Below are 21,233 nucleotides of genomic sequence, written 5' to 3' on the forward strand. Positions count from 1 at the left end.
GCATTAGCTGCGGCTTCAGGAGCGGCCGGCCGGCTGGGCTAACGAAAGAACGTGTCGAGGAACGCGGCGGCTTCGTTCGAGATGCCGACGATCTTGTTCGTCGCTTGACGATAGAGCTTGAAGTTGAGCTCGGTCTCCGGTCGGCCGTCGCTCCAGTCGGCAAAGCGCTTGAGCCCGACGCGCCCCAGCGGGCGCTTCGCGAGCGCCGTGCGCGCGATCGCGACACTTGTGCGCGGCGTATGCCGCGCGATGCCGGGCGTCTTCGCGATCGCTTGCGCATACGTGACGACACCACGCGCGACGAGGCCCGGCCCGCCCTCGTTCTCGCTCGCGAACACGAAGATCGTGTCGCCCTCGGCAATGCGTTTGCCGCCGTACATCGTCTTTTGCGCGGCGAACGTCCATGTCTTCGCTTGCGGATCGCTCACCTCGGCTTTGATCGCGTATGCCATCGCTCGCTCCGTATGTCCGACAGTTCGACGGGGCGCGCCGGGCCGCCGATGCGGCCGTCAGCGCGCGCCCGCCTTGCGCTGCCGCCACAGACACAGCAGATCGCATGCGACATGCGCGGCCGCGATCGCGGTGATCTCGCTCTGGTCGTAAGCGGGCGCGACCTCAACGACGTCCGCGCCGATCAGGTTCACGCCGCCGAGACCGCGCACGATCGCGAGCGCCTGCGCGGACGACAGCCCGCCCGCGACCGGCGTGCCCGTTCCCGGCGCGAACGCGGGATCGAGGCAGTCGATGTCGAACGTCAGATAGGCAGGCCGGCCGCCGACGATCGACTCGATGCGCTCGAGCGTCGCGCGCGCGCCGTGCTCGTGCACCCAGGCGGCGTCGAGCACGTTGATGCCGAGATAGTCGTCGTTCCAAGTGCGGATGCCGACCTGCACCGACGCCTTCGGATCGATCAGCCCGTCTTTGACGGCCTTGTAGAACATCGTGCCGTGATTGAGGCTGTCGGGCGCGTCGTCGGCCCACGTGTCGCAGTGCGCGTCGAAATGGATCAGCGACAGCGGCTTGCCGTACTTCTGCGCATGCGCGATCAGCAACGGATACGTGATGTAGTGGTCGCCGCCGAGCGTCAGCATCCTCGCGTCCGATTGCAGGATCGTCCGCGCGTGCTCGACGATCGCGGGCTTGATCGAGAGCGGATGGTGCGCGTCGAACCAGCAGTCGCCGTAGTCGATCACCGCGAGATCGTCGAACGGATCGAATCCCCAGGGATACGGATTCAGCTCGGCAAGCTGCACGCTCGCCGCGCGCACCGCGGACGGGCCCAGGCGCGCGCCGGAGCGAAACGTCGTCGCGAGATCGAGCGGCACGCCGGACACGACGACGTCGACGCCGTCGAGATCGCGCGTGTAGTTGCGCCGCATGAACGACAGCACGCCCGCGTAAGTGTTTTCGATCGAGGAACCGTAGACGGATGGACGGCGGATCGCGCCGTCGCCATAAAGCGTTTCATTCATCGAATGACCCGATGGAGAGACCGGCTCGCTCGCGATGCCGCTCCGAAGAAAGATGCGAGCGAACCGGCGGTCGGATTCATTGGGAACGCGGCGGCACGTTGCGCGCGCCGCCGCGCTGGCTTGCGAATCCTTTAGCGCAGCCGCACGAGCGTCGATTTCAGCTCGGTGTACTTCTCCAGTGCGTGCAACGACTTGTCGCGGCCGTTGCCCGATTGCTTGTAGCCGCCGAACGGGAAGTTCATGTCGCCCCCTTCGTCGTAGCAGTTGACCCAGACAGTGCCCGCGCGCAGTCGCCGCGCGACTTCGTGCGCGGTCGTCAGGTTCGCGGTCCACACCGCCGCGCCCAGCCCGTATTCGCTGTCGTTCGCGATTCTCACCGCTTCGTCGACCGAATCGAACGTGATCACCGACAGCACCGGCCCGAAGATCTCCTCGCGCGCGATCTTCGTATCGGGCGCCGTGTCGAACACGGTCGGCTCGATGTAGAAGCCGCCGCTCGCCGCATTCACGCGCGCGCCGCCGAGCAGCAGCTTCGCTTCGGCGCGCCCGGCCTCGATGTAGCCGAGCACGCGCTCGAGCTGCAGCGCATCGACGATCGCGCCCATCGACACGTTCGGGTCGAGCGGATTGCCCGGCTTGTACGCGCGCGCCGCGGCGACGAGCTTTTCGAGAAACGCGTCCTTGATGTCGCGGTGCACGAGCAGGCGCGAGCCCGCCGTGCACATCTCGCCCATGTTGTAGAAGATCGCACCCGCCGCCGCCTTCGCCGCGCGATCGAGATCCGGGCAGTCGGGCAGCACGATGTTCGGCGACTTGCCGCCCAACTCGAGCCACACGCGCTTCAGGTTCGATTGCCCCGCGTACTGCATGATCAGCTTGCCGACGCCCGTGGAGCCGGTGAATGCGAGACAGTCGACATCGCGATGCAGCGCGAGCAGCTTGCCCGGCTCGCCGCCGCCCGGCACGACGTTGAACACGCCGGCCGGAATCCCCGCTTCGTGCGCGAGCTGCGCGACCTTGATCGCCGTGAGCGGCGATTTCTCGGAAGGCTTCAGCACGACGCTGTTGCCCGCGGCGAGCGCCGGCCCGAACTTCCACGACGCCATCAGGATCGGGAAATTCCACGGCACGACCGCGGCCACGACGCCAAGCGGCTCGCGCGTGACGAGGCCGACGAGATGATGATCGGCGGGCACCACTTCGCCGCCCACCTTGTCGATCGCCTCCGCGAACCACTCGACGCAGTACGCGGCGCCCTGCACGTCGACCGTCGTCGTATCGCCGATCGGCTTGCCCGCATCGAGCGTTTCGAGCAGCGAAAGCTCGTCGAGATGCGCGCGCATCAGCGCCGCCCATCGCAGCAGGATCGCCTTGCGCTTGCGCGGGTTCAGCCCGGCCCACACCTGCTCGTCGAACGCGCGCCGTGCGGCGGCCACCGCCGCGTCGACGTCGGCCGCGCCGCAGTCGGCGACCTTCGCGAGCACGCGGCCGTCGATCGGGCTCACGCAATCGAACGTGTTGCCGCCGTGCGCGTCGCGATACGCGCCGTCGATGAATGCGCGCCCCTCGATCGCGAGCGACGCGGCCTTGTCCTGCCAGTAAGCCAAAGTGGTCTTGTCCATCGGAATAGCCTCGTAGAATGAGATTCGCCCCGCGGGCGTGGCGTCCCGCCATGCGTGACGGATGCGGCGCTGCTTGCCCGCAGCGCGCGGCCGGCGGCGAATCGCGTTGGCGCGACGTCAGAAGGTGGGCGGCGAATTCGCCGATACGACCTCGCAGACGTGTTCCGCGCTGGGATTGCGAAAACGGTGCGGCAAGCGGCTCTCGAAGTAATAGCTGTCTCCGGGGTCGAGCAGCCACGTGGTGCCGTCGACGGTTAGCTCGATCCGCCCCGACACCACGACGCCGCCCTCGTGCCCCGCATGCGTGAGCATTTCCGCTCCGGTATCCGCGAGCGGCTGGTAGACCTCGCGCATGATGCACATGTTGCGATCCTTGACGCCCGATCCCGCGAGATAAAAGCCGATCGTCTCGTTGCCGAGATTCGGCATCTCGTCGCGCCGCGAGACGACCGAGCGGTTCTCGTCGACCTCGAACGTGAAGAACTCCGCGAGGCTCATCGGAATGCACTCGAGCAATTTCTTCAGCGATCCTACCGAAGGACTGACGCGGCTCTGCTCGATCAGCGAGATGGTGCCGTTCGTGACGCCCGCGCGCTTCGCGAGCTCGCGTTGAGACAGCCCGTACTTCATGCGCACGTGACGCAGGCGGGTGGCGACTTCATTGGACATCGATGGGAATTCCGACACGATTGGTGAGCGTCGACGACCGACGATTGCGTGGCATGAGTGTCGAATATTCTAATCACTTTCGGTTGTTTTCTGCCCGGGAAAACCCTGCAAGGCGTTCGAAATAATGCACGCCCCGGCACGCTTTCGTTGATGCAGGATTGATGCCAGTCACCACGAAGCACGCGATGCTTCGTATTTTTGAAAAATATTTGACGCCGTTTTTGACTCGTATATGCTGATCCACAGGTCGGCGTCACATCATCGTCATGTTGCGGTGCATTTCAGACGGTGTCCGAAATTTTCATCGATTTGACGATCCTGCCGCCGCACCGATGCCCCGATTGATTAAACGCCGAGTGCGTTCGATGAAACGGGGTGTTCAAAACTTTCAACGTCACCAGTCGAGTGTAATCGTGAGAGTCCGTGGCCCTCTGGTAAGGTGGGATCGAAGACATGCGGCGAGTCTCCCGCATGACGTCGCCCTCTCCGACGGCAGCAGCGGCGCGCTTGTTCCTCGCCTGCTTCCGTCCGTCATCACCATCCTGTCCCGTCGCTCCGTGCGACGTCACAACGCCGTCTCCGCACGCGCCTACATCGCCGTGCATATCGACGAAGTCGCCTCGCTGCTGCCGTAGCGCCTCTCCTTCCGACGCCGTTCGCCTCGAACGCAAGCGCTGACGCCTGACCGGCGCAGCGGCCTGCCGCATCGTCGCGCGCGCTCGACCATCCCCGCTGCGCCGCGCGCTCGATTCGAGCGAGCGAAATCACTCTTCATCGCGCGCCGTGCGATTGCCGGCTTGCGGCCGTCGCTCGCCCGCCGCGCACACGACTCATCGACTTCACGCACCGCGCGAAGCCGACGGGCCCGCTCACGCCTGCCGAATTGCGATTTTCGATGCGCGATTCGCAATCCGGGCATTCATCGAAACGTGAAATTCATGCAAAGCAAACCATTGGTCGGTATCACCGCAGACAGAAAGATGATGGGCGCGCATCCATCGCACGTCGTCGTCGAGAAGTACATCACGGCGGTCGTCGACGGCGCCGATGCGCTCGCGATGCTCGTGCCGGCGCTCGGCCCGCGGCAGGCGGCGCGCGACGTGCTCGCCGCCGTCGACGGACTGTTGTTGACCGGCAGCTATTCGAACGTCGAGCCGCATCGCTACGGCGGCGAGCCGAGCGCGCCCGGCACGCTGCACGATCCCGCGCGCGACGAGACGACGCTGCCGCTCGTGCGCGCGGCGATCGACGCCGGCGTGCCCGTGCTCGCGATCTGCCGCGGCTTCCAGGAGATGAACGTCGCGTTCGGCGGCACGCTGCATCAGCAGGTGCATGCGGTCGACGGATTCGACGATCACCGCGAGGACAAGGACGACCCGCTCGACGCGCAGTACGCGCCCGCGCATGAAATCCGGCTCGTGGCGGGCGGAGTGCTGCAACGTCTGATCGGCGGCGCGACGCAAGCACACGTGAATTCGCTGCACGGTCAGGGCATCGCGCAATTGGGCGCGGGCCTCGCGATCGACGCGCTCGCGCCCGACGGCCTGATCGAAGCGGTCCGCGTGCCGCACGCGCGTGCGTTCGCACTCGGCGTGCAATGGCATCCCGAGTGGAAGCACGCGGACGACCCGCTGTCCACCGCGATCTTTCGCGCATTCGGCCACGCGTGCCGCGAACGGATGCGCGCCCGCATGCAGCACCACGCCGACCTGTCGCCGGCCCACACGGCCGGCGCGTGAACCGGCCCACTACAACGAGAACGATCATGCAAGACATCGACGAATTCCTGAAGAAGCACCGGATCACCGAAATCGAAGCGATCATCCCCGACATGGCCGGCATCGCGCGCGGCAAGATCATTCCGCGCAGCAAGTTCGAAACCGGCGAATCGATGCGCCTGCCGCAGGCGGTGATGATCCAGACCGTCACCGGCGACTACCCGGAAGACGGCAGCCTGACGGGCGTCACCGATCCCGACATGGTGTGCCTGCCCGATGCATCGACGATCCGCCTGATTCCGTGGGCGATCGATCCGACCGCGCAGGTGATCCACGATTGCGTGCATTTCGACGGCACGCCCGTCGAGATCTCGCCGCGCCGCGTGCTGCGCCGCGTGCTCGAGCTCTACAAGGCGAAGGGCTGGAAGCCCGTGATCGCACCGGAGCTCGAGTTCTACCTGGTCGACATGAACAAGGACCCGGACCTGCCGCTCGCGCCGCCCATCGGCCGTACCGGGCGGCCAGAGACAGGGCGCCAGTCGTATTCAATCGAAGCGGTCAACGAGTTCGATCCGCTCTTCGAGGACATCTACGAATACTGCGAGGTGCAGGATCTCGAAGTGGACACGCTGATTCACGAAGTCGGCGCCGCGCAGATGGAGATCAACTTCCTGCACGGCGACCCGCTGAACCTTGCCGACCGCGTGTTCCTGTTCAAGCGCACGGTGCGCGAGGCGGCGCTCAGGCATCACATGTACGCGACGTTCATGGCGAAGCCAATGGAGAACGAACCGGGTTCGGCGATGCACGTGCATCAGAGCATCGTCGACGAGGAGACCGGACGCAACCTGTTCACCTCCAACGACGGCGGCCCGACCGACATGTTCTACGCGTACATCGCCGGGCTGCAGAAGTACACGCCCGCGCTGATGCCGATCTTCGCGCCGTACATCAACTCGTATCGCCGGCTGTCGCGCTTCATGGCCGCGCCGATCAACGTGCAGTGGGGCTACGACAACCGCACGGTCGGCTTCCGGATTCCGCACTCGTCGTCGGCGTCGCGCCGCGTCGAGAACCGGATTCCGGGTGTCGACTGCAATCCGTATCTCGCGATCGCGGCCACGCTCGCGGCCGGCTACGTCGGCATGACGCAGCGCCTCGTGCCGACCGAGCCGCTCGTCAGCGACGGATACAGCCTGCCGTACCAGTTGCCGCGCAATCTCGAAGAGGGCCTCACGCTGATGGCCGCGTGCGAGCCGATTGCCCAGATCCTCGGCGAGAAGTTCGTGACGGCCTATCTCGCGTTGAAGGAAACCGAATACGAAGCGTTCTTCCGCGTGATCAGCTCGTGGGAACGCAAGCATTTGCTGCTGCACGTCTGAACGCGCGCGCAGCCGCATCCATCCAGGAGGAAACGATGAGCTACCGACTGAACAACGAATCCGCGTGGATTCAACCCGCCGCGCCCGCCCCCGGCGCGCACGCGCACCGCACGAGCGCCGAATATCGCGCGCTCGACGCCGCGCATCACATTCACCCGTTCTCCGACATGGGCTCGCTCAATCGCGCGGGCAGCCGCGTGATCGTGAAGGCCGAAGGCGTCCATCTGTGGGATTCCGACGGCAACAAGATCATCGACGGCATGGCCGGCCTCTGGTGCGTGAACGTCGGCTACGGCCGCGAGGAACTGATCGCGGCCGGCAGCCGCCAGTTGCGCGAGCTGCCGTTCTACAACACGTTCTTCAAGACCACCCATCCGCCCGTCATCGAGCTCTCCGCGCTGCTTGCCGAGATCGCGCCGCCCGCGTTCAACCGCTTCTTCTATTGCAACAGCGGCTCCGAGGGCAACGATACCGTGCTGCGCATCGCGCATCAGTACTGGCGCACGCAAAACCGGCCGCAGAAGAAGTTCGTGATCTCGCGCAGGAACGGCTATCACGGCTCGACGATCGCGGGCGCCACGCTCGGCGGCATGGGCTACATGCACGAGCAGATGCCCTCGAAGGTCGAGCATATCGTCCACATCGATCAGCCTTATTACTTCGGCGAGGCGAGCGAAGGGCAGACGCCCGAGGCGTTCGGCCTCGAACGCGCGCGGCAGCTCGAGGCGAAGATTCTCGAGCTCGGCGCGCAGAACGTCGCCGCGTTCATCGGCGAGCCGTTCCAGGGCGCCGGCGGCGTGATCTTCCCGCCGTCGACGTACTGGCCCGAGATCGAGCGGATCTGCCGCCAGTACGACGTGCTGCTCGTCGCGGACGAAGTGATCGGCGGCTTCGGGCGCACCGGCGAATGGTTCGCGCACCAGCACTTCGGCTTCGAGCCCGACCTGATGACGCTCGCGAAGGGGCTGACGAGCGGTTACGTGCCGATGGGCGCGGTCGCGCTGTCGGACCGGATCGCCGACGCGCTGATCGCGCACGGCGAGTTCAATCACGGGATGACGTACTCGGGGCATCCGGTGGCCGCGGCGGTGGCCGTCGCGAATCTGAAGGTGCTGCGCGACGAGAAGATCGTCGAGCGCGTGAAGACCGATACCGGCCCGTACTTCCAGCAGTTGCTGCGCGAGACGTTCGCGAACCATCCGATCGTCGGGGATATCGCCGGCGCGGGGCTTGTCGCGGGCATTCAGCTCGCGCGCGAGCCGGGCGCGCGCAAGCGCTTCGAGAACGGCGGCGAGGTCGGCACGATCTGCCGCGACTACTGCTTCAACGGCAACCTGATCATGCGCGCGACGGGCGACCGGATGCTGCTTTCGCCGCCGCTCGTGATCTCGCGGCCCGAAATCGACGAGATCGTCGAGAAGGCGAAGCGTGCGATCGACGCGACGGCGCAGCAACTGGGTCTTTCCTAACGGCATTGCCAATCGGGCAGGCGGCGCGCGGGCGCCGCGCGCCCACCTTCATCATCAGGGGAACAACATGAGTGTGAGCCATCTTCGTCATGCGGTCGCGCGCGCTGCGCTCGCCGCGCTCGCCGGCGCGTCGGCGCTGGCCATGCCGGCCGCGCATGCGGCCGGCGGCGAGCTGAACGTCTACAACTGGTCCGACTACATCGCGAAAGACACGATCCCGGGCTTCGAGAAACAATCGGGCATCCACGTCAAGTACGACAACTACGACAGCGACGACACGCTGCAGGCGAAGCTGCTCGCGGGCAGCTCCGGCTACGACGTCGTCGTGCCGACGTCGAACTACATGGCCAAGCAAATTCAGGCGGGCGTCTATCAGAAGCTCGACAAATCGAAGCTGCCGAACCTGTCGAACCTCGATCCGACGCTGATGAAAATGATCGCCGAAGCCGATCCGGGCAACCAGTACGGCGTGCCGTGGGCATTCGGCACCGACGGCATCGGCTACAACGTGCAGGCGGTGAAGAAGGCGCTCGGCGAGAACGCGCCCGTCGACAGCTGGGCGCTCGTGTTCGATCCGGCGAACATGTCGAAACTCAAGGGCTGCGGCGTGTCGTTCCTCGATCAGGCCGTCGACGTGTTCGCCGCGACGCTGCAATACATGGGCAAGAATCCGAACAGCACGAACCCCGCCGATTACCAGGCGGCGTTCGAGGTGCTGAAGAAAGTCCGCCCGTACATCACGCAATTCAACTCGTCCGGCTACATCAACGATCTCGCGAACAACGACGTGTGCGTCGCGCTCGGGTGGTCGGGCGACGTCGGCATCGCACATCGCCGCTCGGCAGAAGCGAAGCGCCCGTACGACATCAAGTTCTCGAATCCGAAGGAAGGCGGCCTGCTGTGGTTCGACGTGATGGTGATCCCGAAGGATGCGCCGCACGCGGAAGCCGCGCTGAAATGGATCAACTACATCGAGGACCCAAAGGTCAACGCCGCGATCACGAACGAGGTGTTCTATCCGACCGCGAACCGGGCGGCGCGCCAGTTCGTCGTGCCCGCCGTCGCGCAGGACCCGACCGTCTATCCGCCCGAAGACGTGCTGAAGAAGATGACGCTGATGCGGCCGATGCCTGCCGACATCCTGCGGCTCGAAAACCGTCTTTGGGCGCAACTAAAGACAGGACACTGATCACGAGCGGTTCACGCGCGCGGCAGTCGCTCGATTGCCGCGCGCCCCGAGCAAGCAATCCGGCGCCGGTGCGTTCGACCTGAAACGCACGGGCACCTCGATTCCCGGTCGCAGATTCTCCGCGATTCGCACGATGCGCGTCGCGCGGGAGCGCTCATGCCTGCGATCCCCAACGAAGGATGGCTACACCATGAAATCGACGCCTTCAATCGACACCGCGCAACTGGCGCGTCCCCCGGTCGGCACGCCGGCCGGAACGAACGAGTTCGTCCGCATCGAGAACGTCGTGAAAAAATTCGGAGACAGCACCGCCGTCGACAACGTCAATCTGTCGATCGCGAAGAACGAGCTGTTCGCGCTGCTCGGCAGTTCGGGCTGCGGCAAGTCCACGCTGCTGCGGATGCTCGCCGGGCTGGAGACGGCCACGTCCGGGCGCATCTTCGTCGACGGCGAGGACCTTGCGACGCTGCCGCCGTATCGCCGGCCCGTGAACATGATGTTCCAGTCGTACGCGCTCTTCCCGCACATGAGCGTCGAATCGAACGTCGCGTTCGGCCTGAAGCAGGAGGGCACGCCGAAGCACGAGATCCGCGAGCGCGTCGCCGATGCGCTGAACCTCGTGCAGATGGGCCGCTATGCGCAGCGCAAGCCGCATCAGCTGTCGGGCGGCCAGCAACAGCGCGTCGCGCTCGCCCGCTCGCTCGTCAAGCGGCCGAAGCTGCTGCTGCTCGACGAGCCGATGTCCGCGCTCGACAAGAAGATTCGCCAGAAGACGCAGCTCGAGCTCGTCAACATCATCGAGAAAGTCGATGTGACCTGCGTGATGGTTACGCACGATCAGGAAGAAGCGATGACGATGGCGAGCCGCCTCGCGGTGATGAGCGAAGGCCGGATCGTGCAGATCGGCACGCCCGGCCAGGTCTACGAGTTTCCGAACAGCCGCTTCTCGGCCGAATTCATCGGTTCGACAAACCTGTTCGAGGGCGTCGTCGTCGAGGACGAACCCGATCACATCTTCGTCGAAAGCGAGGATCTCGAAGCGCGGATGTACGTAAGCCACGGCGTCACGGGCCCGCTCGGCATGCCGGTCGGCATCTCGGTGCGGCCGGAGCGCGTGCGCGTATCGCGCGAGAAACCGCTCGAGCCGCACAACTGGGCGCGCGGCGTCGTCACCGACGTCGCGTACATGGGCAGCTATTCGCTGTACCACGTGCGCCTGCCGAGCGGCAAGACGGTCGTGTCCAATCTTTCGAGCTCGCACCTGATGCACGACGGTGCGCCCGCATACAACGACGACGTGTTCGTCTCCTGGTCGCCCGCAAGCGGCGTGGTGCTGACGCAATGAGAACTTCCCCCTCCTCCTCGCTCGCGGCGGCTTCGCCCGCCGCCCGCGGCGCGTCGCCCGTGCGCGCGCTCGCCGCGCGCCTCGCGGCGCGCTTCACGCCGTCCGGCCGCAGCGTCGCGATCGGCGTGCCGTTCCTGTGGCTCGCGTTGTTCTTCGCATTGCCGTTCGTGCTCGTGCTGAAGATCAGCTTCGCCGATCAGGTGATGGGCATCCCGCCGTACACGGCGCTGATGAACGTCAAGGACGGCGCGGTGCAATTCGCGCTGCAGCTCGGCCATTACGCGTTCCTGCTGCAGGACAGCCTCTATGTCGCGACCTATATCAGCTCGCTGAAGATGGCCGCTGTGTCGACGCTCCTGTGCCTGCTGATCGGCTACCCGATGGCGTACTACATCGCGCGCTCCGCGCCCGCGACGCGCAACCTGCTGATGATGGGCGTGATGCTGCCGTTCTGGACGTCGTTCCTGATCCGCGTCTACGCATGGATCGGCATCCTGAAGGACGACGGCCTGCTGAACCACGCGCTGATCGCGATCGGCTTGATCCACTCGCCGCTGCGGCTCTATCACACCGACGCGGGCGTCTACATCGGGATGGTCTATTCGTATCTGCCGTTCATGGTGATGCCGCTCTACGCGCACCTCGTGAAGATGGACCTCACGCTGCTCGAGGCCGCGTACGACCTCGGCGCGAAGCCGTGGGTCGCGTTCACGCGGATCACGCTGCCGCTGTCGAAGAACGGAATCATCGCGGGCAGCCTGCTCGTGTTCATTCCGGCCGTCGGCGAATACGTGATCCCGGAGCTGCTCGGCGGCGCCGACACGCTGATGATCGGCCGCGTGATGTGGGACGAGTTCTTCAACAACATGGACTGGCCGATGGCTTCCGCGGTGACGGTCGCGATGGTGCTTCTGCTCCTCGTGCCGATGGCCGTGTTCCAGTACTACCAGGTGAAGGAACTGGAGAACGCGAAATGATCAAGCCCAACAAACCGCTTCGCGCCGGCGTGCTGACGCTCGGCTTCCTGTTTCTCTACATCCCGATCGTGAGCCTCGTCGTCTATTCGTTCAACGAGTCGAAGCTCGTCACGGTCTGGTCCGGCTTCTCGCTGAAATGGTACGCGGCGCTGTGGCAGGACGACGAGTTGCTGACGAGCGCGTGGCTATCGCTGAAGATCGGCCTGCTGACCGCGTTCGCATCCGTGTTCATCGGCACGTGGGCGGGCTTCGTGCTCGCGCGCTTCGGACGCTTTCGCGGCTTCACGCTGTACACCGGGATGATCAACGCGCCGCTCGTGATTCCCGAAGTGATCCAGGGGATCTCGCTGCTGCTGCTGTTCGTCGCGCTCGAACAGATGGTCGGCTGGCCAAAGGGCCGCGGGATGGTGACGATCTGGATCGGCCACGTGATGCTGTGCGTGTCGTACGTCGCGATCATCGTGCAGTCGCGCGTCAAGGAACTGAACAAGTCGCTCGAAGAAGCGGCGCTCGACCTCGGCGCAACGCCGCTCAAGGTGTTCTTCGTGATCACGCTGCCGCTGATCTCGCAGGCGCTGCTGTCCGGCTGGCTGCTGTCGTTCACGCTGTCGATCGACGATCTCGTGCTCTCCGCGTTCCTGTCCGGCCCCGGTTCGACGACGTTGCCCCTCGTCGTGTTCTCGCGCGTGCGTCTCGGCCTGAACCCCGAGATGAACGCGCTCGCGACGCTCTTCATCACCGCGGTGACGATCGGCGTGATCGTCGTCAATCAGATGATGCTGAGCCGCGAGCGGCGGCGCGAGCGCGACATGCGCCAGGCGTTCGCGCAGCCGGCGCCTTCCGACTCGTCCGAATCCGACTCGGCCGGCGGCGTTGCTCGCCCGCCGCAAGCCGCGGCGACGCGCAAGTCGCTCGGCACGGCCTGACGACGCCCCCGCCCGAACACGTATCGAATCGCAGTCCTTTGCAATACGACACCCAGGAGAATCACATGAAGAGGAAGTTAATCTGTCTGCTCGTGGCCGGGGCGCTGCCCGGCCTCGCGGGCGCCGCGTCGACGAGCGCGCAGATCAAGGCGCTGCAGGCGCAGTTGAACGCGCTGCAGGCGCAGATGAAGGAGCTGCGCGCCGCGCTCGCGTCGCAGCACGGCGCGACGGGCGGCGGCGCTGCGGGCAAGGGCGCGGGCGCGGCGACCGCGACGGCGGCCGCGCCCGTCGACGAGTCGTCGCCGGACTACGGCCGCGCGACCGCCGTGCTGACGAACGACGACGTCACGCAGATGAAGCAGCAGATCGCGAATCAGCAGTTGAAGGTCGATTCGCTGACCGACGCGGCGAACACCGGGCCGATCGCCGGCCTGTCGGTGACGGGCTACATCGATCCGACCTACGTGTTCAACCGCGCGGCGGGCACGTCGTCGTTCCTGTTCGCGAACCACGAGAGCAACTACAACTACTTCAACAGCACGTTCGGCGATCTGTATCTCGACATCAAGAAGACGTTCGGCGTCGGCCCGATGGCGCCGTCGGCCGAGATCACGCTGATGCCGAACCGCGGCAACGGCATCACGCTGTTGCAGAACTCGCGCGGCAACATCGGCAACAATATTCTCAACACCGCGGTCGTCAACGTGCCGCTCAGCGCGACGACGACGCTCGTCGCGGGCCTGATGCCGAGCTTCGGCGGCTACGAGCTGCAGCAGTCCAACCAGATGCTCACGCTCACGCACAACCTGCTGTACGATTTCTCCGATCCGGGCAGCTACATCGGCGTCGGCGCGAACTACACGAAGGGCAACTGGGCGTGGAAGTTCCTGCTCGGCAACGAGCAGTACCGCACGTACGGCTCGGTCACGCAGACAGGCACGAACGCGCTCGGCGATCCGATCACGACGAGCAACAAGGTGCCGACATTCACCGCGCGCGTCGATTACACGTGGTCGAGTGCGCTCGATCTCGGCGGCTCGGTCAACATCGGGCGGCAGACGCTCGGCAGCGCGACGACGCAATCGGGCGCGACCGTCTACGGTCCGGGCGGCCAGGCGTCGAGCCCGTACGGCACGTTCTTCTTCACCGAAGCGGATGCGACGTACACGCTCGCCGACGTTCAGTACAACGCGGAAATCGACTACGGGCAGCAACAGCACGCCGCGTTCAACGGCGGCCGCGCGCAGTGGTACGGCTTGTCGCTGCTCGCGCACCGCAAGTTCAACGCGCCGGTGCTCGGGCGGATGGGCGCGACGCTGCGCTACGACTTCCTTGCGAACAGCAAGAACGGCGGCGGCGGCGGCGGGATCGCGCTCAACGGCAACGGAATGGACACCCCGGACGGCTTCGGCATCGACGCGGACTGCCTCGCGACGTCGAAGGCAAGCGGCGGCCTAGGTTTCGAGTGCAAGGGCGCGAACCGGCAGGACGTCGCGCTCGACCTGCTGTTCTATCCGACGCAGCAGATCACCGTGAAGGTCGAATACCGGCACGACTGGGCGAACAACAAGGTGTTCCTGCGGAACGACGGCTCGTACAGCAAGTCCAACGATCTGCTTGCGACACAGTTCATTTACTCGTTCTGACGCCGGCGGCGCAACGGCGTGCGGCGGATTGCCGCTCGCTCGTTCGCGCCGCCTCCTGCTTTTTTGCATGGCCCATCGCGATCGCACGACGCAGCGATGCGCTCATGCCGATCCACTTTCACGGCTTGCCTATGATCGACACGTTTGCCCGCCGCGCTGACGCGCTCGCACGTCGCTCGTATTACGAAGCCACCGTGCGCCGCCCGGCCGACGATCCGGCGCTCGACGATGCGCTCGACGTCGACGTCTGCGTGATCGGCGCCGGATTCGCCGGTCTGTCGACCGCGCTCGACTGCCGCGCGCGCGGCCTGTCGGTCGCCGTGCTCGACGCCCACCGGCCGGGCTGGGGCGCGTCTGGCCGCAACGGCGGACAATTGATCGCGGGCTTCGCGAAGGACGGCGAAATCGAGCGTCAGCTCGGCGCCGAAGGCGCGCGCGAAGCGTGGGCGCTGTCGCTCGACGCGCTTGCGCTCGTTGACGAGCGCATCGCGCGCCACGGCATCGACTGCGACCTCACGCGCGGCTATCTGACCGTCGCGACGCATCCGCGCCGCGTGCCGGAACTGCGGCAGTGGATGGACCGCGCGACATCGCGCTGGGGCCACCCGTCGCTCGAATGGCTCGACGCGCGCGCGGTCCGCGCGCGCATCGCGTCGCCGCGCTATGTCGCGGGCGTTCACGATCCGCTGTCCGGGCATCTGCATCCGCTCAAATACTGCCTGGGCCTGGCCGACGCCGCGCGACGAGAAGGCGTGCGACTGTTCTCGCACACGCCCGCGCTCGAAACGGTGCGCGGCGCGCGGCCCACCGTGCGCACGCCGTCCGGCGAGGTGCGCTGCCGCTATGTCGTCGCATGCTGCAACGCGGGCCCGGGCGGCGTGCTGCCCGCCGCGACGGCCGCGCGCATCGCGCCCGTCGCGTCGTACATCGTCGCGACCGAGCCGCTCGGCGCGGATCGCTCGAACATGCTGATCCCGCAACACGAAGCCGTCTGCGACAACAACTTCTTTCTCGATTACTTCCGGCTGTCCGCCGACCACCGGATGCTGTTCGGCGGCCGTGCGAGCTCGGCGGGCGCGTCGCCCGACGCGCTCGTCGGCGCGATACGCAGCCGGATGATCGGCGCGTTCCCGCAGCTCGCCGACGTGCGCATCGAATTCGCATGGGGCGGCTTCGTCGACGTGACCCGCAATCGCGCGCCGGATTTCGGCGCGATCGATCCGAACTACTTCTATCTCCAGGGCTTCAGCGGCCACGGCGTCGCGCTGACCGGCATCGCGGGCCGCATCGTCGCGAACGCGATCGCGGGCGACACGCGCGCGTTCGATCTGTTCGCGCGGCTGCGGCACCGGCGCTTTCCCGGCGGCCCCGCGTGGCGGCAGCCCGCGCTCGCGCTCGGCATGCTGTATCACCGCGTGCGCGAGCTGCTGCACTGAGCGCGCGGGCCCGCGCCGCGCAAGCGGCGCCGCCGAACCGCACAACCATCAAAGCGATCCATCAGTCATGCTCAAGTTCATTAACCAACCGCACGCCGCGTCGTACTACGCGGCCACCGTCAACGACACCACCCGCCATCCGCCGCTGGAAGGCACGATCGACGCCGACGTCTGCGTGATCGGCGCGGGGCTGACCGGCGTGTCGGCCGCGCTCAATCTCGCCGAGCGCGGCCATTCGGTCGCTGTCGTCGAGGCGTCGAAGGTCGGATGGGCGGCGAGCGGGCGCAACGGCGGCCAGTTGATCGGCGGCTTCGCATGCGGAATCGACGCGTTCGAACCGCATCTGAACGCCGCCGAAATCCGGTTGATCTGGGACATGGGGCTCGAGACGCTCGCGATCGTCAAGGAGAGGATTGCGAAGCATGCGATCGACTGCGCGTTCGTGCCCGGCTATCTGACCGCCGCGAACAAGCCTCGCGACGTCGATGCGCTGCGCCGCTCGCGCGACGAGGCCGCGCGCCGCTTCGGCTACGGGCGCTTGCACTACGTCGAGCGCGACGCGCTCGCGCAATACGTGCAATCGAGCCGCTATCTCGGCGGGCTCTTCGATCCGGACAGCGGCCACCTGCATCCGTTGAACTACACGCTCGGCCTCGCGCGCGCGGCCGTCGAAAACGGCGCGCGCATCTACGAGGACAGCGCCGTCACGCGCATCGCGAACGAAGCCGGCGGGCACGTCGTGTCAACCGCGCGCGGCGCGGTCCGCGCGAAGTTCGTCGTGCTCGCGTGCAACGCGTTCCTCGGCGCGCTCGCGCCCGCGCTGTCGCGCAAGATCATGCCGGTGGGCACCTACGTGATCGCGACCGAGCCGCTCGGCGAAGCCCGCGCGCGCGCGCTGATGCCCGCGCGGGCGGCGGTCTGCGACAGCCGCTTCGCGCTCGACTACTTCCGCCCCGCGCCCGACACGCGCCTGCTATGGGGCGGCAAGGTCAGCTATTCGACGCGCGAACCGCGCGATCTCGCCGGCGCGATGCGCCGCGACATGCTGAAGACGTTCCCGCAGCTCGCCGACGTGACGGTCGACTATGCATGGGGCGGCTTCGTCGACATCACGATGAACCGCGCGCCGCACTTCGGCCGGCTGTCGCCGACCGTCTATTTCGCGCAGGGGTTCTCCGGGCACGGCGTGAACACGACGGGGCTCGCGGGCAAGCTGATCGCCGAGGCGATCGACGGACAGTCCGCGCGCTTCGACGTGTTCGGCAAGATCCGCCATCGCGATTTTCCGGGCGGCGCGGCGCTCAGGATGCCGGCGCTCGTGCTCGCGATGGCGTGGTATCGGCTGCGCGATCTTCTGTGACGCGTCGGCAATCGCACACACGCCGGCCGACGCGCGGCGCGCGCGGGTATCGCCCGGAGCGCCACCTGCATGCCCAGCGCCCGCGCGATACGGCGCGCGACGCGCCAACGTTCTGGAACCCGTACGAATGCGTCGATCGCCGGCGTTGCGCGGCGATCGCCCGTCGTCATCCGGCGATCAGAACGTTTCCCAGTCCGCGTTCGCATCCGCCGCCGCCGTCACGCGCGGTGCCGGTGCCGCAGGCGCGGGCGCCGCGGCAACGGCCGCGGACGCAACCGGCTTCCCGGCGTCGAGCGCGCGCGCCGCAGGCGGCGTATGCGGCGTATGCACGGCCCGTGTCGCGGACGTCTTCACCGCCGCGTGCGCCGGCGGCGCGGCTCGACGCTGCGGCGTCGCCAGGTCCGCCGCCAGATCGGTCACCCGATCGGTCGCCATGCCATCGAGCCGGAAGAACGAGACCGCCTGCTTCAGCTCGCGCCCCTGCTCCTCGAGCGAATGCGACGCGGCGGCCGCCTCCTCGACGAGCGCGGCGTTCTGCTGCGTGACTTCGTCCATCTGCGTGATCGCGAGATTGACCTGCTCGATGCCGCGGCTCTGCTCGGCCGACGCCGCCGCGATCTCGCCCATGATGTCGGTCACGCGCGCGACCGCCTGCGTGACCTCGGTCATCGTCTTGCCCGCTTCGCCGGCAAGCGCGGACCCGTCTCGAATCTTCTGCACCGACGCGCTAATCAGTTCCTTGATCTCCTTCGCCGCGCTCGACGAACGCTGCGCGAGCCCGCGCACCTCGCCCGCGACGACCGCGAAGCCTCGGCCCTGCTCGCCCGCGCGCGCTGCCTCGACGGCCGCGTTCAATGCGAGGATATTGGTCTGGAACGCGATGCCTTCGATGATGCCGATGATCTCCGCGATCTTCGACGAACGCTCGCTGATGTCGTTCATCGTATCGACGACCTGACCGACGACCGTGCTGCCGCGCAGCGCGACGTCCGATGCATTCGACGCGAGCCCGCTCGCCTGCTGCGCGTTCTCCGCGTTCTGCCGAACGGTCGACGTGAGCTCTTCCATGCTCGACGCGGTCTCCTGCAGCGACGCCGCCTGCTCTTCGGTGCGCGACGACAGATCGAGGTTGCCCGCCGCGATCTGCCCGGACGCGGTTGCCACCGCATCGCTGCCCATCCGCACGCGCTCGACGATGCGCTTCAGGCTGTCGTTCATGTCGCCGAGGGCCTTCAGCAATTGCCCCGTCTCGTCTTTCGACGTCGCGTCGATATGCGTCGTCAGGTCGCCGTCGGCGACGGTGCGCGCGAACCTCACCGCGTCGCCCATCGGTTTCGTGATCGAGCGCGAGATCAGCACGCCGAGCCACAGCACGACCGCGAGCACGACTGCGGCCGCCGACACCTCGAGCGTCACGGCGCGATCGATGATGTCCTTCGCTTCATTCGAGCCCGCCCGTCCGAGATCGACGTTGAACGCGCGGTGCGCGGCGAGCGCCGTGTTCAGTTGCTGCGCGAGTTCGGTCATCCGCGTGCCCATCAGTTCGCCGGCCTCCTGTTTCTTGCCGTCGCGCGACAGCGCGAGCACGTTGTCGCGCACCGCGTCGAGCTGGCTCATCAGCGCGCGATCCGCCGCGAGCAAATCCTTGTCCTTGTCGCTGGACAGAAGCTGCTCGTACTTCGAGAACTGGCTGTCGACATTGCGCCGCTCCTGCGCGATCTTCTGTTCGAGATCCTTCGTCTGATCCGCGTTCGTCGAGAACACGTGCTGATTCACGAGCAGCAGCATCGAATCGAACGCGTGCTGCGCATCGTCGAGCACGACGAAGCTCGGCACGGTGTTGACCGTCGAATAGCTGGCGGCCGTATAGACGCGGCGGCTTTCGTAGATGCCGAATCCGGTGATGGCGCACAGCGCAACGAGCGCGGCGAGGATCAGCACGATCAGCCGCGCGCCGATCTTCATGTCGGAAAAGAGTTTCATGGTGCAGACGCAGGTAACTGTGGGGTGGACGGCTCGATTCTCGGCATCACGAAGGCGCGTTCGATGACGCAAGCCAATCATATGAAAATTGATCGTGCGTTCGTCATGCATTTGTATGGTTCGAACGCGCGCTTCGTATTGCCATCCGACACCGTTAGCCCGGTATACGGCACGCATGAGCGTCATCTGAAGTGCTGCACGACGAATCGATTTCCGATCGATGATCGGCGACAACCTGCATGCCGCGACCACGGTTTCGTCTGCGGATTCGCCTCGTTCAGAACGTGCCCGGCAGCGGGCTCGATGCGAGCACCGCGGCCGCCGCGATCACGCCCAGCAACACGAGCGATTCGACCTGCAGCACGACGCCGAAGCGCCGCAATGATCGGACGAATGCGTGCGCGTTCGGCGATGGCGACTTGAACGCCGCGAGCAGCGCCGGCATCTCGAAGAAGCGATTGTGTCCGCCAAGCGCCGCAGCAAGCACGACGAGCGCGAGCTTCAGCAGCAGCACCTGCCCGTACGCGGAGCCGAACAGGTTCGCCGACGCGCCGACGCCCCGCCAGCCGTTGTACGCGCCCGTGCTGAACAGCACGACGAGCGCGAACGTCGCCGCATCGGAAAGCGACTGCACGAACGCCGCGCCGTTGCGCCGCTCCCCGCCGCGCGCATCGGCGAGCCGTGGCACGACGACATACGTCGCGACGATCACGAGCCCGACCCACGCGCTGATCGCGAGCAGATGCAGCCAGTCGATCCACACCGGCACGCTGAACAGCCCCGCATCGACCGGATGCCCGCCGTTGCTGCGCGCGAGCGCCACGCCCGAGAGCGCGAGCCACAGCGCGAACGGAAAGCGCGTGTCGCCGCCGGACCTCAGCAGCGACAGCCCGACGACGGCGAGCATCAGCACCGCGCCGGCGAGCCACGCGTGGCCATAGCCGGTTCCCGCAAGCATCGAGCGGACGGCGGGCCACGCGTCCCACAGCGACGATTCGCTCATCAGCGCGCAATGCACCCAGAACGCGAGCATGCTCGACAGCAACATGCCGAGCGCCGCGAGCCGCTGCGCGCGAATCAACCGGCGGCTGACCCGCGCCTGCCACGGCGACGCGGCGCGCGCGAGCCACTGATCGCCGAGCAGCGCGCCGACGACGACCGCGAAGCCGACGCTCTGCAGCGTGACGCCCGCCAACCGCAACATGCCGAGGAAACCGTCGTTCATCACTTCACCTTGAACGCGTAGGAGCCCTTGGTCTTGTGCGCGTCGGCCGTCATCACCGTCCACTGCACGGTGTATGCGCCGGACGCGAGCTTCGGCACGGCAACCGTCAGCACGCGCGGGTTCGCCGCGTCGACCTTCGCCTTCTGCGCCGCGACGGGCACGCCGCCCGCATCGGCGATCTTCACCGTGCTGAACGCCGTTTCGAGGCTTTCGTTGAACGTGAGACGCAGCGCGTCGGGCGCGGTGTCGACCGTGCTGCCGGCCGCGGGCGCGGCACTTTCCAGCTTGCCGTGCGCGAACGCGGCAACGGGCGCCGAGGCGAGGACGGTCGCGGCGGCGGCGAGCGCAGCGAGCCGGCCCAACTGCGGATGAGCGATTCTCTTCATGGTTTGCGATCCTGAATAATCATGAACGATGCGATGCGCGACGCCGGCTGTCATTGCTTGATCAGCTTAACGACTGTGAGCGCGCCGTCCACCTCGTCGGCGACGAAATCGATCTTGTCGCCCGCCTTCACTTGCGAGAGCATCGCCGGGTCCTTGACCTTGAAGACCATCGTCATCGCATCCATCCCGAGGTTCTCGAGCGGACCATGCTTGATCGTCAGCTTGCCCGCGGCCGCGTCGACCTTCTTCACTTCGCCGTGCGACATGCCCGCATGCGCCGCGCCCGCCTGCTGCGCGCCGCCCTGCATGTCCATTCCGCCCATCTCGCCCGCCGCTTGCGCGGCATTCGAAACGGCAAGCGCGAATCCGATTGCGATCGTCGCCAATACGTTGTTCATCGTGTCATCTCCTACGTTGGGGTGGGAAAA

19 protein-coding genes are annotated in these 21,233 nt (G+C 66.5%); 11 read left to right on the forward strand and 8 right to left on the reverse strand.

Features of this window, described 5'->3' with window-relative positions; genetic code table 11:
• Positions 1–38 precede the first annotated feature (38 nt).
• The 4 genes from BTH_RS09925 to BTH_RS09940 form a co-directional block, all read right to left on the reverse strand.
• Positions 39–452, reverse strand: a complete 414-nt coding sequence (locus BTH_RS09925) for a hypothetical protein (protein WP_009893842.1) — start codon at positions 450–452, stop codon at positions 39–41.
• A gap of 57 nt (positions 453–509) precedes the next feature.
• Positions 510–1,472: an agmatinase gene (speB, locus tag BTH_RS09930; RefSeq protein ID WP_009893843.1), complete on the reverse strand. Its 963-nt coding sequence runs from the start codon at positions 1,470–1,472 to the stop codon at positions 510–512.
• 131 nt (positions 1,473–1,603) lie between these two features.
• Positions 1,604–3,094 (reverse strand): aldehyde dehydrogenase, encoded by a 1,491-nt coding sequence (locus BTH_RS09935; RefSeq protein ID WP_009893848.1) that lies wholly within the window; start codon positions 3,092–3,094, stop codon positions 1,604–1,606.
• A gap of 117 nt (positions 3,095–3,211) precedes the next feature.
• A complete protein-coding gene (locus tag BTH_RS09940; protein WP_009893849.1) occupies positions 3,212–3,763 on the reverse strand; it encodes a cupin domain-containing protein in 552 nt (183 codons plus the stop codon).
• Between the two features lie 413 nt (positions 3,764–4,176).
• On the opposite strand from BTH_RS09940, the gene BTH_RS35085 reads away from it, so the two are divergent.
• From BTH_RS35085 to BTH_RS09995, 11 genes are all read left to right on the forward strand, one after another.
• The gene (locus tag BTH_RS35085) at positions 4,177–4,398 is read left to right on the forward strand and encodes a hypothetical protein (RefSeq protein ID WP_162830448.1); all 222 of its coding nucleotides are present in this window, start codon (positions 4,177–4,179) and stop codon (positions 4,396–4,398) included.
• Positions 4,399–4,701: 303 nt separating this feature from the next.
• Entirely contained in the window at positions 4,702–5,502 is an 801-nt protein-coding gene (locus BTH_RS09950) for a gamma-glutamyl-gamma-aminobutyrate hydrolase family protein (RefSeq protein WP_043037912.1), read from the forward strand.
• A 26-nt stretch (positions 5,503–5,528) separates the two neighbouring features.
• Positions 5,529–6,863 (forward strand): glutamine synthetase family protein, encoded by a 1,335-nt coding sequence (locus BTH_RS09955; RefSeq protein ID WP_009893851.1) that lies wholly within the window; start codon positions 5,529–5,531, stop codon positions 6,861–6,863.
• Positions 6,864–6,898: 35 nt separating this feature from the next.
• On the forward strand, positions 6,899–8,332 hold the full coding sequence (locus BTH_RS09960; RefSeq protein WP_009893852.1) for an aspartate aminotransferase family protein: 1,434 nt from the start codon (positions 6,899–6,901) through the stop codon (positions 8,330–8,332).
• Positions 8,333–8,399: 67 nt separating this feature from the next.
• On the forward strand, positions 8,400–9,521 hold the full coding sequence (locus BTH_RS09965) for a polyamine ABC transporter substrate-binding protein (protein WP_009893853.1): 1,122 nt from the start codon (positions 8,400–8,402) through the stop codon (positions 9,519–9,521).
• A gap of 190 nt (positions 9,522–9,711) precedes the next feature.
• Entirely contained in the window at positions 9,712–10,866 is a 1,155-nt protein-coding gene (locus tag BTH_RS09970) for an ABC transporter ATP-binding protein (protein WP_009893854.1), read from the forward strand.
• Positions 10,863–11,843 carry an ABC transporter permease subunit gene (locus BTH_RS09975; RefSeq protein WP_011401440.1) on the forward strand — a complete coding sequence of 327 codons (981 nt, stop codon included), beginning with the start codon at positions 10,863–10,865 and terminating at the stop codon, positions 11,841–11,843. The genes BTH_RS09970 and BTH_RS09975 overlap by 4 nt, the downstream gene beginning before the upstream one ends.
• Positions 11,840–12,769, forward strand: coding sequence for an ABC transporter permease subunit (locus tag BTH_RS09980; protein ID WP_009893857.1), 930 nt, complete (start codon positions 11,840–11,842; stop codon positions 12,767–12,769). The genes BTH_RS09975 and BTH_RS09980 overlap by 4 nt, the downstream gene beginning before the upstream one ends.
• A 65-nt stretch (positions 12,770–12,834) precedes the next feature.
• Positions 12,835–14,415 carry a DUF3138 family protein gene (locus BTH_RS09985; RefSeq protein ID WP_009893859.1) on the forward strand — a complete coding sequence of 527 codons (1,581 nt, stop codon included), beginning with the start codon at positions 12,835–12,837 and terminating at the stop codon, positions 14,413–14,415.
• Between the two features lie 131 nt (positions 14,416–14,546).
• Positions 14,547–15,851: an NAD(P)/FAD-dependent oxidoreductase gene (locus BTH_RS09990; protein WP_009893860.1), complete on the forward strand. Its 1,305-nt coding sequence runs from the start codon at positions 14,547–14,549 to the stop codon at positions 15,849–15,851.
• Between the two features lie 67 nt (positions 15,852–15,918).
• Positions 15,919–17,211, forward strand: coding sequence for an NAD(P)/FAD-dependent oxidoreductase (locus BTH_RS09995; protein ID WP_009893862.1), 1,293 nt, complete (start codon positions 15,919–15,921; stop codon positions 17,209–17,211).
• Positions 17,212–17,388: 177 nt separating this feature from the next.
• Here the strand turns inward: BTH_RS09995 and BTH_RS10000 are convergent, their stop codons facing one another.
• The 4 genes from BTH_RS10000 to BTH_RS10015 form a co-directional block, all read right to left on the reverse strand.
• On the reverse strand, positions 17,389–19,194 hold the full coding sequence (locus BTH_RS10000; RefSeq protein WP_025404205.1) for a methyl-accepting chemotaxis protein: 1,806 nt from the start codon (positions 19,192–19,194) through the stop codon (positions 17,389–17,391).
• A 277-nt stretch (positions 19,195–19,471) separates the two neighbouring features.
• Positions 19,472–20,419 carry a copper resistance D family protein gene (locus BTH_RS10005; protein WP_009893864.1) on the reverse strand — a complete coding sequence of 316 codons (948 nt, stop codon included), beginning with the start codon at positions 20,417–20,419 and terminating at the stop codon, positions 19,472–19,474.
• Positions 20,419–20,805, reverse strand: coding sequence for a copper homeostasis periplasmic binding protein CopC (gene copC, locus BTH_RS10010; protein WP_009908009.1), 387 nt, complete (start codon positions 20,803–20,805; stop codon positions 20,419–20,421). Before copC ends, BTH_RS10005 begins: the two co-directional genes overlap by 1 nt.
• A 50-nt stretch (positions 20,806–20,855) precedes the next feature.
• Complete coding sequence (locus BTH_RS10015) at positions 20,856–21,203, reverse strand: copper-binding protein (RefSeq protein WP_009893866.1); 348 nt, start codon at positions 21,201–21,203, stop codon at positions 20,856–20,858.
• Between the last annotated feature and the right edge of the window lie 30 nt (positions 21,204–21,233).

Origin of the sequence: Burkholderia thailandensis E264 (assembly GCF_000012365.1) — a bacterium.
GTDB lineage: Bacteria > Pseudomonadota > Gammaproteobacteria > Burkholderiales > Burkholderiaceae > Burkholderia > Burkholderia thailandensis.